We start from the raw sequence: 13,175 nt of genomic DNA, 5'->3' as shown, positions 1-13,175 counted from the left end.
AGTACTCCATAGCAAATCGCCCAATACTATGCCCAAACTGCCAATTATTCAGCCCGATCGCGCCTACAGCTTTGCGGATTATTTCAAGCTCAACTTTGCGCCCCAAGATATCTTGAGCTATTTCAATGTGGCGCTCGATCGGCAACTCTTGACACTGCCTAGCTATTCAGGAGAACTCAATCGCCTGGGGGATTTAAAGTCACGCATCCTAGAAAGCCTGCCGCGCATCAGCTTGAATAGCGAAATGGCACGGCGGGAATTCTTGATTGCGCCGGTATTGATGGAGGTGTTGCACTATACCGAGGCAACATTAAATGTGGAGTACCCGATCGCAGTGAGTCCGCAACTCAAAGGATCGCTAGATTATTTATTAGAAACTCAGACGAGATTTTTGGTGATTGAAGCGAAAAATGAAGATTTGGAGCGAGGATTCTTGCAATTGGCGATCGAGATGATTGCGCTCGATCGGTGGCTAGAGTCGGATGCACCGCTGCTCTACGGAGCTGTTTCAACGGGAACAATTTGGCAATTTGGTTTGTTCGATCGAACCAATAGCCAGGTTATTCAAGATTTAAATCTATATCGAGTTCCAGCCGATTTAGAGGCACTATTGCCAATTCTGGTCGGCGTTTTATCGTAGGGTAACAATAGGGTATCGGTCAAACAGGGCAGCAATCACCCTCAAGACAATAATCACCCGTTCCCGAAACATGATCAAACTGCTTCAGTATGGACTATAGGTGTACATTGCCCACCCTACTAGTTAGGCAATACTTGTCCCGCAAAATCATGAATTGCTTCACAAGAACTATTTCAACTTGCTAGCAATCTTCCTGACTATATTTTCTAGTTTTTCAAATTGATTTTCCAATTTATCCAATCGTTCTTCTATTTCAAGAAGGTATTCTTTTAGATCATCTCCTTCCTGTTGCGTTTCTACCGGCTGTTGCTGTAGATATTGAGAATATAGATCTTCAGTGTCTTGCTCTGGTAGTTCATTCATGCTTATTTGCCTGCATTTCTAAACACACTTTTGAAGTTCCAACTCTGAATACCGTATCATGCAGTTTCAAGCAATGACAGGTATCTTATGCTTTCTTCAAAATCTGATTTTCGATAGTTTGTAGTAGTTTATGAGTTGAGCAATACTAAACCCACGGAATGTCAACTCCTAAAGCCGCTAGAGTGCCGATACGATGAGGGACAAGGGCGCGATCGCACCGAAGTTGTTGTTCCCCAGCGGCTATTCCCTTGGCTCAACCAATTTCCTAGCCAGTTAAAGCCGGAGTGAATTCCATGACCGCCAACCGCCACCCCGATCGAGCCATCCGAGTCTCCCAGCGATCGCACCCTTAAATATTAGCCATCCCGCAGCCACTCAGACTGACGTTTAATTTAATCAATTCAATTTATTATTCATATTAATCAATTCAAATTATCATTCATGGCTTTTACCTATCATCGTACCGTTCGCTTTGGCGAAACCGATGCCGCAGGGGTAATGTATTTTTCGCGGCTATTGGAATGGGCCCACGAAGTCTATGAAACCTCGCTGATGGCTTCAGGGGTTAATGCCAAACACTTTTTCAGCCGATCGCAGCCTTGGGTAATGCCAATTGTAGAAACGGGAGCGAAATTTTTTCAGCCCATGTCCTGTGGCGATCGCCTGGAAATTGTGATGCGAGTTTATGCCATCCAAGAAAGCGAATTTCGATGTGAATATGAATTCTTTTTTGAAGGATCGCAGCGGGATTTCCACACGGCTCAGGCATTCACGCGCCATGTTTGCATTGACCAAGAAACTCGCAAACGACGCGAAATTCCTCCAGAACTGGCAGTTTGGCTAAAGCTTTTTGAGGAACCTCAGCCCCAGATTTAGGGAAGGTCGATTTCTTTGGCTTTCTTGATAGAATGAATCGTCACGATCGCCGATGGATCCAGCCCTTTAAGCAACGGCGGTCACTTGTCCTAAATCTTCGGGATGGAGGCGATCGTGCAAAACCTGCCCATCCCGAAACCAAACCACACGATGAGTCCGACGGGCCACCTCTGGTTCGTGGGTCACCATCACCACAGTCATGCCGCTCTGGTTTAATTCTTCAAAAATATCCAGCACTTCTTGGGTGGTTTTGGTGTCCAATGCGCCGGTTGGTTCGTCGGCCAACAGCACGATCGGGCGATTCACAATCGCGCGTGCAATGGCCACCCGCTGTTGCTGCCCCCCAGACAGTTGGTTGGGTCGATTATTCACCCGATTCCCCAAACCCACGCGGCCCAAAGCGTCCAGGGCCCGCTGTCGTCGCTCCCCGCTGGGCACACCCGCATAGACCATCGGCAACATGACATTTTCCAGGGCGCTCAGTTGGGGCAGCAGGTGAAATTGCTGAAACACAAACCCCAGCTTGCGATTGCGCACCGTGGCTAGGTCTTTTTCGTTCAATTCGGCCACGTCAATGCCATCGAGCTGATAGCGCCCAGAACTGGGGCGATCGAGGCAACCAATCACGTTCATCATGGTGGATTTGCCGGAACCCGATGCGCCCATAATTGAGCAATATTCACCACTTTCCACCACCAAGTTGACCCCATTCAAGGCGCGTACCTCAGTGTTGTCGCTGCCATAGATTTTGTAAATCTCGGAGAGTTGAATAACTGGCGGGCGATCGGGAATGGGCGATCGGGGCTGAGGATTAGGCAGGGCAAGGGTCATAGCACTGTTTCAGGGAGGCAAGGATGAGCGGGAACCATCTCCCATTCTAAAAAGCTTGGCCAATTTTGTGCGGCCAGGGGATAACCGTAGAGGATGACTCGAGATGACAACTCAGCCGCTCACCGCTCAGTTGAATCAAGATGGGGGGATCGATCGATGACAAATGACCGTTCCAACGCAGATACTCAGCCCGAAAATACTCCCGGAAACATTTCCAAAAACACTTCCGCAAACATTCCTGAAAATCCTACAAATCATCCAGGAAATCATCCATCAGGCAATTCAACCAATTATCCAGTTACGGTTGCAGCCGCCAACACCATTACTTTTCAAACATCGACTAGAAATCGGCTCTTGGCCAAGCTGATTGTGTTGTTGCTCGTGACAGGAGGATTCAGCCAGTTATTTTTGAAGGTAAGCCAACAGGATTATCAAAAGGGTTTAGCCCTTACCCCGGAGGCCTATTCACAATCCTATGAACGGTATCGCACCCAACTTTTATCTAAAAAGATGGTCGTTGATTATCCGGCTGTGGGTGTTTTTGCGGTTTTTCTGGTGTTGCTGGGCCTAGTTGGTGGCTATGAATTGGCAGTGTTTGTGATTGGTTTGTTGATCGGGAAATTGTGGCCGTCAGGAGGTCGTCGCTAACGTTGAAATGGTGGCGAGGAGAACCGCTGGGAAAAGAGTAGCCAAGGTTGTTGGGCAAGGCATTTAAAGCCATAGGAGGGGCGCGAAATTGATGTCAATCATGGATGTCAATCATTGATGTCAATCTCGGATCGCCCGTGGGTCGCTGACCGAAAACCAATTGCCTCGGGTGTTCGGGAGGGTCGGGCGCTGGAGGCGATGGGCCCTTGTGTCCGGAGCCGCTGGCCAAAGAGTCCGTGTCGATCGAAGCCGATGCCGGTATAGTTAAACCCTAGGTTCAGAATGGCGATCGCCCGATCGCTTCTGGCACTGCATCCCTTCCCGATCGCCCGCCATGACCGTCCTTGTCATCGACAACTACGACAGTTTCACTTACAACCTCGTTCAATACTTTGGCGAGTTGGGCCAAACCCACCCGATCGCTCGGGATATTCAGGTTTTTCGCAACGATAAGATCACCCTGGATCAAATTCGGGAACTGAAGCCCGATGGCATCACCATTTCGCCCGGCCCCGGCACACCGGACGAAGCGGGAATTTCCCTAGATATCATTCGGGAGTTGGGGCCAACTCTGCCGGTGTTTGGAGTTTGTTTGGGTCACCAAAGTATTGGCCAAGTATTTGGGGGCAAGGTGGTGCGTGCGCCGGAACTGATGCATGGCAAAACCTCCCCGATCGAGCATCGCAATGTGGGAGTCTTTCAGGGCATTGAATCTCCCATGACCGCGACTCGCTATCATAGTTTGGTCATTGAGCGAGAAAGCTGCCCGGAACAGTTAGAAATTACCGCTTGGGTGGCTGACGGAACCATTATGGGCGTACGCCATCGGGACTATCCCCACATTGAAGGGGTTCAGTTTCATCCCGAAAGTATTCTGACCAATGCCGGTAAGCAACTGCTCTCGAATTGGCTGACGGCGGTGGCCCAGTTCCACCAATCCGCCGCTTTGGTCTAAGAATCCTGAGTATCCTGGCTCCTGGTTTCTGCGGTCGATCGGGTCGCTCGTGTTGATTCGATCGCCTTGATGAGTACGCAAAGCGTTTCCAAAAAGTTCACCCCAGAAGTTCACCCCAAAAATTTACCCAAAGAGTTCATCCAAAGAGTTTTCAGAGCGTTTCCCAAAGGGAGTTTTCAACACGATTTCCCAAAGCGTCCCTGAAGTTCCCATTCAAATTCAGATCAACTCAGTCTCTAATCAATTCAATCCCTAATCAATCTCAAACGGTGCGAGGAATTTTATGGATCGGTGGATCAATCGGCGGCAAATTCTGCGATATGGCCTGATGGGTGCAGGGGCCGCCCTGGCCAGTGCGATCGGGAGCCGTGCAACCTCAGCCCAAGCCGCCGATGGCTTAACGATTCAGTCCTTGGGCCACACTTGCTTTGCCTTCACCGGGGGTGGGCTGCGGATTCTGAGTAATCCTTTCAACACCCTGGGTTGCACTGCTGGTTATCGATCGCCCAATTTCACCGCCGACCTCGTGACCATCAGCAGCCAACTGCTTGATGAGGGATTTGTCAGCAATCTGCCAGGCAATCCCAGTTTGCTGTTTGAGCCAGGGACGTTTGAGTTTCGCGGTAACCAATTCCAAGGCATTCGCACCGCCCACGATCGGTTTGGGGGGCGGCGATTTGGCGACAATGTAGTTTGGCGCTGGAAGCAGGGGGGCATCTCCATCCTGCACTTGGGCGGCATTGCGGCTCCTTTGGGAGTGGAAGAAAAAATTCTGATGGGGCGGCCCGATGTGGCCATTGTGCCGGTGGGCGGCGGGGCGAAGGCCTATAACGCTGAGGAAGCAAAACGGGCGATCGAGTCGTTGCAACCCAAGGTGGTGATCCCCAGCCAATACCGCACGGCGGCTGCCGATAGCCAATGTGATCTGGATGGACTAGAGGCCTTCTTGAACTTGATGAGCGGCTACGACATCAAAACCTTGGACACGGAAACCATGACCCTGCGGCCGGAAAATCTGCCGCCCCAGGGCACGCTGATCCGCGTTTTGCGCCACCCGGTCTAGGGGCGACTCTGGCAAGGAAAACGCTGACCGCTATTAGTCTAAATTGGTCTAAATCGTGTGGACGATCGCCTGGATGGTGCTCCTGGGTTAACTGGGGGCAGACTGGCGATGCTGTGGTCGATCGCTCGTCAGATCGCCTGTCAGATCGCTGGGCAGATCGCCCGCCAAATCGATCGATCGCGCCGAGCCGCTGCTCACCACACTTTCAGCCCGCATCGGTGCATAGACCTCCACCGGCTCATGGCGACCTTTCAAACGCTGTGGGCCGAGGGAATGGAGCACCACCTCTGGATAGTTACGCAGGGCCTTGGCGGTGGTTTCATTAACCAAAATGGGATAGTCCGGAAACTGTTTGGTCAGGGTTTCCAGGCGGGCAGCAATGTTCACCGCGTCCCCAATGACGGTGTAAATCAGGCGATCGAGCGAGCCAATCTGACCCGCCACCGCCTGACCGGTGCCAATGCCGATACCGCTTTGGATCGATACCTGGCCGCGGGCGCGCCGATGTTCATTCAACTCCGCTAGGCGATCGCGCATGGCCAACGCCGCCGACACCGCACACCACTCCGCATCCGGCTGGGGCACGGGCGCGCCAAATACCACCACGATCGCATCGCCAATGAAGTTATTGATATAGCCGCCCCAGGGCGCAACGGCCTCTGTCATCGCCGTCATATATTCATTTAAAAATTCCACCACCCCCTGGGGATCCAACTGCTCGGAAAGGGTCGAAAATCCCCGAATATCGGAAAACAACACCGAGACCCAGCAGGTTTGCCCGCCTAGCTCCACCCCACCCCGCAATAGTTGTTCGCGCACCACAGGCGACACCATTCGCCCAAAAATATTCAGCTCCCGTTCCCGCTCCCGCAAACCGGAAACCATTTGGTTAAAGGTGGCCGCCAACAAACCCAGCTCATCAGTGCCCTGAATGTCCACATGGGCCCGGTCAAACTGTCCCATCCGCAATTCCTGAGCCGCACGGGTGAGCAAGTGCAAGGGCCGCACAATACTCCGGGCCAGGGCCAGGGCCAGCAGGGCCACCGCTCCCCCCACCAGAAACACACTGGCCGTGGTGCGATGGGCCAGCGCATTCAGCGGTGTGACAAAAACCGACTCTGGCTCCGTGATGGCCAAACGCCAAGGCCGCATATCCAAAGCCGACATACCCACGATTTCCGTTTTGCCCGTGAAGGGCGATCGATAGGCAATGTTACCGAAGGATGGCGGGCCCAGCTCCATCGTTGACTGGTTTGGGGTGGCGGTGGGCGTAATGGGGGGCAATGGAACCGCCGATGACGCAGCCGTGGGGGCAGAGGGCAATTGCAGCGATCGCGCCAACACCGGCAAATTCAAACTTTCAATTCGATCGAGGCCAAACTGGACTTTCGGGTCGATCGTGCGCAACTGCACGGGCGACAAAGGCAACAAGCTGCGATAGACCCAACGCCGATCCGTATGGGCAATCACAATTCCGTTTTGATCGACCAAGAAAGCAGAGCCACCTTCCTTTTGGTTCAAGCTGGTGAGCAAGCGACCCACCGCCTCCGATCGCAGCTTAATCACCACCACGCCCAGCAGATTGCGCGTGCCCTTGGCCACCACCGGCACCGAAAGGAAAATCCCCGGCTGACCCGTTGTGGATCCCACCGTCCATTCCGAAATGTAGAGTTTGCCTTGGCGCGCTTCTTGGAAGTAGTTGCGAAAGGCGTAGGACTTGCCAATGTTGCTGGGATTCGTTGAAACCAAACAACGTCCCGTGCGATCGAGCAGAAACACTGAAAAATAATCAGGATTGGAATTGCGAACATTCGCGATCGCCTCAGCCGCCAAGATTCGCCAATAATTCTGTTTTTCCGGAGGCTCTTTCGCCGCCACCGACCCTGCAAATTGCACAATATCCCGCGCGCTGGCCATCTGAATCCCCACCCGTTGCGTGTCAATCAGCAACTGATCCAGTCGGGCCGCCACACTTTTTGCCAACAGTTCCAGATTTTTGTACTCCGCCATTTTGACCGTATACAGGCTTTGGCGAAGGTTATAAAACGCCGTCAGACTCATTGGCAGCAGCGACGCAGCCAACAAAGCCGCCGACAGCTTGGGCGCAATTTTCCAGCGAGCCGGATTCCAACTCCAACGCCAGCGGTTCACAAACAACCTCAGAGAGACACACTCAAAATGTAGGTTTAGCAGCGGCCACCATGACTTTGATTCGTCTTCAGCCATGAATCCGTAGCTAGCGAAATGCGATGCGAGTGTTTACCCCCACCTTCATCTTACCCAGCGCCCATTGCCCAGGAACAGAGTCAGGGGTGCTGGTCAATCGCTCCAAGCTGCACCCAGCAAGACAGCAAAAGATCCTCAGTCTCCTATTCTCAAATTCGAGATCGCCTTCCCTTGACTGTTCAATCTTCCTGGTTCAAAATCCGCAGAAAAATCAAGCAACATCATCAAGATTTCACAAAAAATGGTCTGTAATTTTCCACAGAATTTCAAAATTGCAGTTAACAATCATCTTTAAGGTTCTAACAAGATCCACCTAATTTCAATGGGCTTTTATGATCGAACCTAGTCTCAGGCTGAAAGATCTTGACCCAAGCGCATAAAATTACACTGACATTAAGCTTGAGATTTCAAGATTGATATTCAAAAGAGTGCCCTCAACATATCCTGGCTAAGCCATTGCTACTCAGGGAGAGCAAAGCCAAGCAGATTAATCAAAGTAAAATTAATCACCAACCTTCTACGTAGAACCCCCTGCGATTGAACATAAATTCCTCGCTGACCGCCCTGAATGGGCCGCCCTGAATAGGTCACACCGTTAGCGTGAGCAGGTCTGAGCACAACTGAACGCAACTGAGTACAACCCAGCCAGTCGAGCCAACCCAGCAAACCGAACAAAAACCCGCTGCCAGAACCTGAGCAGGTTCTCTGTCGGCCCACATCGCCAGCCTAAATACTTGCCCAAGATTCGACAAAACACCCAAAATTACAACCCAAAATTACAAAATTAAAGGGGTTCAGGGGCCGTGACTCGGATCCCCTAAACCCCAACTGAATTTCTTGATTGCTCAAGCCCCCAATGACTCAGCCAGCCTATTGGTAGTAGTGGTTGGTGGCGTGGGCAAAGTCCTTATACACCTTGGGGAGATCAACGCCATATTGCTTGAGCCGCGACTCCCGCATATACATCACAAAATTTTGGCTTTTCGTGGTGGGAATTTCGCTGGGACGACGATGATTTTCCAAGATTTCCGTTGTCATTTTGCCGGCCACTTCTCCCATCTCATAGGGCGAAATCCCAACCGCCAACATGCCGCCATCATCCACATAAAATCCCCAACATCCGATATCAGGAATTGGTGAGTTCTCGATCGTCCACTTCATCACTTCCTTCGGTGACACCACCGTATCATCGGTACTGGAGCGACGCAGCGTGTGGTAGTGCGTGATCAGCAAAAAGTCAGCAATTTTGCCGGAATTCTTGATAAATTGCTTCCACTCTTCAAAGGTGGCCACTTTTCGGTGTTCGATCAGGTCGATCGGTCGCCAGTCAAAATCTGCCATTTCTTGGTGAATGGCTTCCGATGTTTCCGAGTCATCGGAATAGTGAACAATGCGACGGCGATCGGGTGGCAAAATTTGCAGGAAAATCTCTTTCAAGGAAAGGAAGGGAATCCGCTCCAAAATGCCCGTCACATTGCTGGCTTTGTCAAATCCGTAGGCGCTGGCTTCCGCATTCACCCCGCTGTAGACAATATCAATCTTGGGGTGATTATTGAAATACTTGGCGACAAACTCTTGAGCATTATCATCGATCGAAATAATCACATTTGGTTCCCAGCGCTCAATGAGCCGCCGAGCCAATTGCCCTGCCTTCTCCTTGTAAGCCGCGCCAGGATTCCGCTTCGTATCCATGTAGTGATACTGAATCGAGTACGGCTTCTTATCCAGAGTCCAGCTTAGCCCCACATTAATATCCTTCGTCCAGGCAAAGTCCGTGGCATAGCTGCTCAGCACCAATACACGCGGCTTACTGGAATTGCTGAAGGCAAAGAACACCAAGGCGCAAATCAAAAAGAAAATAATGGGCAATTTTTGAAGCTGCTTGCCCCAGCGGTTAACGTTAGAAAGCTTCCAGGTAAATCGTGACATGGCTAGAGAATGAGTGGAGAAGTGGGTCGGCCTTAAACTGTCATCACTTTGAGCGCAAAGATTTGAGCACAAAGATTTGAGCACAAGGAGATGAATGCTCGTTTAGGAGACTCTCAAAGTTGATTTCATGGTCTTCAACAACGATTTAGAGAATTCCAAGGGTGCGGAAATATCCCAATGATAGATAGATTGAAAAGAAGCGAATTAGCGTTGTCAAGAAATTGCCGCGTAAAATTAAACGCTCATTAAAAAGTTGCTGTTTGTCCAATAGCTCCTGAAATTGTAGGTAGTAGGAGCATTGGTAAGGAAAAAACCAGGCATCGCTGATATTTAGGATAATCGCTCCCACAATCCAAGGATTTACCCCGTTGCTTTCTGCCATCGGGATTAATATTGTGGCAAAAATTGCCACGGCCGTCGTGTTGGGGATCACAAACCGCACAGCCAAAATTGTCAGGCTCAATAAAAAGATAAAAAGGGGAAAGTTGGACTTCATAGAATCGCTGAGCCAAGTCAGATACCCACCAAAGTGAGTGTCGAGACCTAAGTAGGACATGGCTTCTGCAATTCCAACCAAACTGCCTAAGAGGATTAAAAATGGCCAATCGATTTGGGTGCGAAATTCATTTTTTTTCAGAATCCCCAGCGATAGCACCAGAAATAGAACCCCCAAACCAATCCAGGGCAATTGGATTTTGTGAATGGATGCGGTGACAATTCCCAGCAACAACACGATCGTGCTGACCAGCGAAATCCACTCCTGGCTGCTCAAGGGCCCTAGGGTTTCCACCTGAGCTTCCACCTGTTGTTGGGAAATTTCAAAGGCTTGATTATTACTAAACAGGAATTTTGTGGAGATAAAATACAGCACCAGGGTCACGATCCCCACCACCAAGCTCGCCTGCAACCAATAAACCCAACTAAATTGTTGTTGAACCTGTAAAGGCAAGAGGCCATAGACTACAAAATTAGCCGACTTACTGCTTAGAAAAACATGGGAAAGCAGGCTAGCACCGCTAAAAGCAGCAAAGGCGAGATGGCTGGCAGCTTTGCCACCTGGTTTGACTCCTGTGGCATCAATGGTATCTGTCAAAATCGGTGACAGCAGACCAATTCGACCATTAGCCGAGGGCAAAATGGGGGTCATTGCCAATCCGGTTAAAAATAAAGCGGTCGCATACCAGCTTTCTGTTTTAGGAATGAATCGAGAGAGCCATAAAACTAGGCGATAGGTTAATCCTGATCCCATCAAAACGGCTCCCAACCCAAAGAGGCTGAGCGCCATAAAAAAGCTGCCCGATGCAAAGCCAGAAAGAATAACTTCACTGGGAGCAATGTCTAAAATTAGCAATGACAGAATGCAAAAAAGACCAGGAATAAATTCAGGAACCATCCCAAAAACCCACATCACAATGGTGGATGTGAGTACAATCAAAAACATTTGAGAATTCCAGTCAAATTCCGCAGTTTCCCTCAAAATTAAGTACAAAATACCGGGGATCACCACTGACAAAATCCAACCACAGGACTGAACCCAATCATTGCGCTTGAGCTGACTGATGGGCGATCGGCTCTCCAGTTTTCGGTTAGGCTGTCCGCTGTAATGACTGAGCAGGGAAGCGTAGAATCGATCGATGGTTGGAGTGCCAGCACCGGCCACTTTGGTAATAGCCTCGCGGGGCAAGGCGATCACTTCCGTGTTGTCAACCGCGATCGCGTCGGCCATGTAGTAGTCAGAGGAAACGGCTGCCTCTTCGCCCACAAAACCATGCTCCACCTCCGCAATGACACGCCCTCCAGCCCAAAGCTGCACTTTGCCCCGGCGCACAAAATAGAGGGTTAAGGCGGGGTTGCCTGACTGGAATAGGGCTTGACCATTTTCCAAAAAATGCTCGACCGCATAGGGCACAACTCTCGCCAGTTCTTGTACAGAACAGTCAGAAAGAATAGGAGCGCGTCGCAACTCCTGCGCCATTTGCTTAAGATCGATCGCCATATGTTGATGTCCTGATCTGGAATTTTGATTGTAGGTCTGACCTATTAAAAAAAGGCAGTTTGATCAATTGCTTTGGGATACAGATTTAATTCTATCTTTCAGGCAACTTGCCAGCTATTGAGGAAATTGAATCAGCCAATTGAATAAACCATTGGTTTGTAGTTCAATTTCATTTCCAAAAGCTTGCCGCCAAAGGTAACAGCCCTCGCAATCCTGTTGAGCATCACTATCTTGAAAGTTATGATTCAACGCCAATAGTTGTACCAATAACTATTGTTTCCAGATTGATTGGTGGCTAATTTTAAGGTTGTCTTGAGGTTGTCTTGATTGTTGAGAACAGCGTCAGGGAATGACTCTCGACGATCAGCGGAGTAGGCCTGAGCCAAGCCACGATCGCCTGGTCATTCATACAACAGCCATCAATTCAACCCGGTCAAAATAAACACAGAGCGCGGAGTTCATCGATCAAGTCCGTGGTTTTAGCTACGGATTAGGAAGGATTTAATACAGGCTTCTCTGTGTTTTCCCTAAAGCCACTGTTTTGACAAACATTTGACAGGGGTGAGTTGATGAATTGGCTCGATCGCGGGGGCGATCGGGTTGCTTAATCATCGTCAAAATGGATCAGGATGTTTAGGAACTGGCTGAAAGTCCCAAGAAATTCAAGTCTCAGGTTGGCAGCCCTGGTGAATTATTGCACCTTGGACTTGGTTTTTCAGGAGCATCTTTGGTGATCCCTTGAGATTGGTTAATAATTGGTTAAGGCAATGCTAGCGCAAAACTTCGCAGCCATCACCAATCGTTGATTAAATCCAGACAAGCCTGAAATTGCAGTCCCTGGTCAGAAATCTCAGAGAAAGATCGTCGAAAATAGCAAGCTGCAATTTATGATTCCATGGGTCAGAACTATCTTGAGAACATCAAGAACAGAGTATTCAGGGTTCCTATGGGTTTTGAGTCAGTCACGAAACATTCAGCAACCAATTCACCCACAATGGCCGATCGCCCAACAATCGTTTCGGAAGCCTCACCTTTTTTCCAGTTTGAGCAAGACTTCATCACTGGGTTACGGTGCATCCCCATGGTGGTTCGCTACCGACTCGATCGAGTCGGCATTAAACTCAAACTGCACCACTGGAACCAACTGTCCGAGGCCGATCGCTTGCGGTTAGTTTTGGCTCCTTGCGACACCTTGCCCGAGCAAGAAACCTATCGTCAGGAATTGCGCGAGTTGGTGGTAGCGCGATCGGGTGAAATTCCCAAAGATTTGCCCCTGGAAAACCCGTTTCCTTGGCTGAGTGCCGACTTGCCCGATTCAGTCGCAGCACAAGCAACGCGGGTTGGAGTCACAGTGAGTCATCAACAGTGGCGATCGCTCAGTGAATTGCAGCGATTTGCGCTCATTAAACTTAGCCAGCCCGGCCACGAAAACCGCAACTTTTTGCCAGCGGTTCAAGAATTTGACCTCCTGAACCCCTAACGGTTGCCAGCACTGCGGTGGGGCGTTTTGAGGATGCGATTACGCCTGCGATCAGCCGGGGCTGCCAAGGGGGTTTACCTGAGGCGTTGGGAGCTGGCCGATCGAAATGATCAAAAAGACTGAAAAAAGCTGCCCACAAGATTGTACTGACAGGATCTTGGGATCTAG

11 protein-coding genes are annotated in these 13,175 nt (G+C 50.2%); 6 read left to right on the top strand and 5 right to left on the bottom strand.

The genetic code is table 11. From position 1 onward, the window contains the following. The first annotated feature begins 28 nt into the window (after positions 1 to 28). The gene (locus H6F46_RS12615; protein WP_190355061.1) at positions 29 to 640 is read left to right on the top strand and encodes a hypothetical protein; all 612 of its coding nucleotides are present in this window, start codon (positions 29 to 31) and stop codon (positions 638 to 640) included. 168 nt (positions 641 to 808) lie between these two features. On the opposite strand, the gene H6F46_RS12610 is transcribed toward H6F46_RS12615, so the two are convergent. Further along, positions 809 to 1,003, bottom strand: coding sequence for a hypothetical protein (locus H6F46_RS12610; protein WP_190355060.1), 195 nt, complete (start codon positions 1,001 to 1,003; stop codon positions 809 to 811). A gap of 441 nt (positions 1,004 to 1,444) precedes the next feature. Here H6F46_RS12610 and H6F46_RS12605 point away from each other — a divergent pair, with 441 nt between their 5' ends. After that, a complete protein-coding gene (locus H6F46_RS12605) occupies positions 1,445 to 1,879 on the top strand; it encodes a thioesterase family protein (protein ID WP_099531947.1) in 435 nt (144 codons plus the stop codon). A 66-nt stretch (positions 1,880 to 1,945) separates the two neighbouring features. Here H6F46_RS12605 and H6F46_RS12600 read toward each other — a convergent pair whose 3' ends face one another. Then, the gene (locus H6F46_RS12600) at positions 1,946 to 2,710 is read right to left on the bottom strand and encodes an ABC transporter ATP-binding protein (RefSeq protein WP_099531948.1); all 765 of its coding nucleotides are present in this window, start codon (positions 2,708 to 2,710) and stop codon (positions 1,946 to 1,948) included. Positions 2,711 to 2,866: 156 nt separating this feature from the next. On the opposite strand from H6F46_RS12600, the gene H6F46_RS12595 reads away from it, so the two are divergent. The 3 genes from H6F46_RS12595 to H6F46_RS12585 all read left to right on the top strand — a co-directional run bounded on the left by H6F46_RS12595 (position 2,867) and on the right by H6F46_RS12585 (position 5,376). Beyond that, the gene (locus H6F46_RS12595) at positions 2,867 to 3,358 is read left to right on the top strand and encodes a hypothetical protein (protein WP_190355059.1); all 492 of its coding nucleotides are present in this window, start codon (positions 2,867 to 2,869) and stop codon (positions 3,356 to 3,358) included. A 334-nt stretch (positions 3,359 to 3,692) separates the two neighbouring features. After that, the gene (locus H6F46_RS12590) at positions 3,693 to 4,313 is read left to right on the top strand and encodes an aminodeoxychorismate/anthranilate synthase component II (RefSeq protein WP_190355058.1); all 621 of its coding nucleotides are present in this window, start codon (positions 3,693 to 3,695) and stop codon (positions 4,311 to 4,313) included. A 295-nt stretch (positions 4,314 to 4,608) separates the two neighbouring features. After that, complete coding sequence (locus H6F46_RS12585; RefSeq protein WP_370567139.1) at positions 4,609 to 5,376, top strand: MBL fold metallo-hydrolase; 768 nt, start codon at positions 4,609 to 4,611, stop codon at positions 5,374 to 5,376. Positions 5,377 to 5,463: 87 nt separating this feature from the next. Here the strand turns inward: H6F46_RS12585 and H6F46_RS12580 are convergent, their stop codons facing one another. The 3 genes from H6F46_RS12580 to H6F46_RS12570 all read right to left on the bottom strand — a co-directional run bounded on the left by H6F46_RS12580 (position 5,464) and on the right by H6F46_RS12570 (position 11,527). After that, positions 5,464 to 7,527 carry an adenylate/guanylate cyclase domain-containing protein gene (locus tag H6F46_RS12580; protein ID WP_190355057.1) on the bottom strand — a complete coding sequence of 688 codons (2,064 nt, stop codon included), beginning with the start codon at positions 7,525 to 7,527 and terminating at the stop codon, positions 5,464 to 5,466. Between the two features lie 945 nt (positions 7,528 to 8,472). Beyond that, positions 8,473 to 9,531 carry an ABC transporter substrate-binding protein gene (locus H6F46_RS12575; RefSeq protein ID WP_190355056.1) on the bottom strand — a complete coding sequence of 353 codons (1,059 nt, stop codon included), beginning with the start codon at positions 9,529 to 9,531 and terminating at the stop codon, positions 8,473 to 8,475. A gap of 145 nt (positions 9,532 to 9,676) precedes the next feature. Next, a complete protein-coding gene (locus H6F46_RS12570; protein ID WP_190355055.1) occupies positions 9,677 to 11,527 on the bottom strand; it encodes an SLC13 family permease in 1,851 nt (616 codons plus the stop codon). A gap of 946 nt (positions 11,528 to 12,473) precedes the next feature. Between H6F46_RS12570 and H6F46_RS12565 the strand changes: the two genes are divergently transcribed. Next, positions 12,474 to 13,007, top strand: a complete 534-nt coding sequence (locus tag H6F46_RS12565) for a nitrate reductase associated protein (protein WP_242027936.1) — start codon at positions 12,474 to 12,476, stop codon at positions 13,005 to 13,007. The last annotated feature ends 168 nt before the right edge of the window (positions 13,008 to 13,175 follow it).

Source organism: Limnothrix sp. FACHB-1083, from assembly GCF_014696485.1.
Taxonomy (GTDB): Bacteria; Cyanobacteriota; Cyanobacteriia; order CACIAM-69d; family CACIAM-69d; genus CACIAM-69d.
The sequence above is the reverse complement of the archived record's forward strand: the minus strand, read 5'-3'. Positions and strand labels throughout refer to the sequence as shown.

What these genes read in the sequence shown, in the direction of transcription:
- H6F46_RS12570 (WP_190355055.1), bottom strand. Translation starts at nt 11,527, where the DNA reads ATGGCGATCGATCTTAAGCAAATGGCGCAGGAGTTGCGACGCGCTCCT.
- H6F46_RS12600 (WP_099531948.1), bottom strand. Translation starts at nt 2,710, where the DNA reads ATGACCCTTGCCCTGCCTAATCCTCAGCCCCGATCGCCCATTCCCGAT.
- H6F46_RS12605 (WP_099531947.1), top strand. Translation starts at nt 1,445, where the DNA reads ATGGCTTTTACCTATCATCGTACCGTTCGCTTTGGCGAAACCGATGCC.
- H6F46_RS12590 (WP_190355058.1), top strand. Translation starts at nt 3,693, where the DNA reads ATGACCGTCCTTGTCATCGACAACTACGACAGTTTCACTTACAACCTC.
- H6F46_RS12610 (WP_190355060.1), bottom strand. Translation starts at nt 1,003, where the DNA reads ATGAATGAACTACCAGAGCAAGACACTGAAGATCTATATTCTCAATAT.
- H6F46_RS12565 (WP_242027936.1), top strand. Translation starts at nt 12,474, where the DNA reads ATGGGTTTTGAGTCAGTCACGAAACATTCAGCAACCAATTCACCCACA.
- H6F46_RS12575 (WP_190355056.1), bottom strand. Translation starts at nt 9,531, where the DNA reads ATGTCACGATTTACCTGGAAGCTTTCTAACGTTAACCGCTGGGGCAAG.
- H6F46_RS12595 (WP_190355059.1), top strand. Translation starts at nt 2,867, where the DNA reads ATGACAAATGACCGTTCCAACGCAGATACTCAGCCCGAAAATACTCCC.
- H6F46_RS12615 (WP_190355061.1), top strand. Translation starts at nt 29, where the DNA reads ATGCCCAAACTGCCAATTATTCAGCCCGATCGCGCCTACAGCTTTGCG.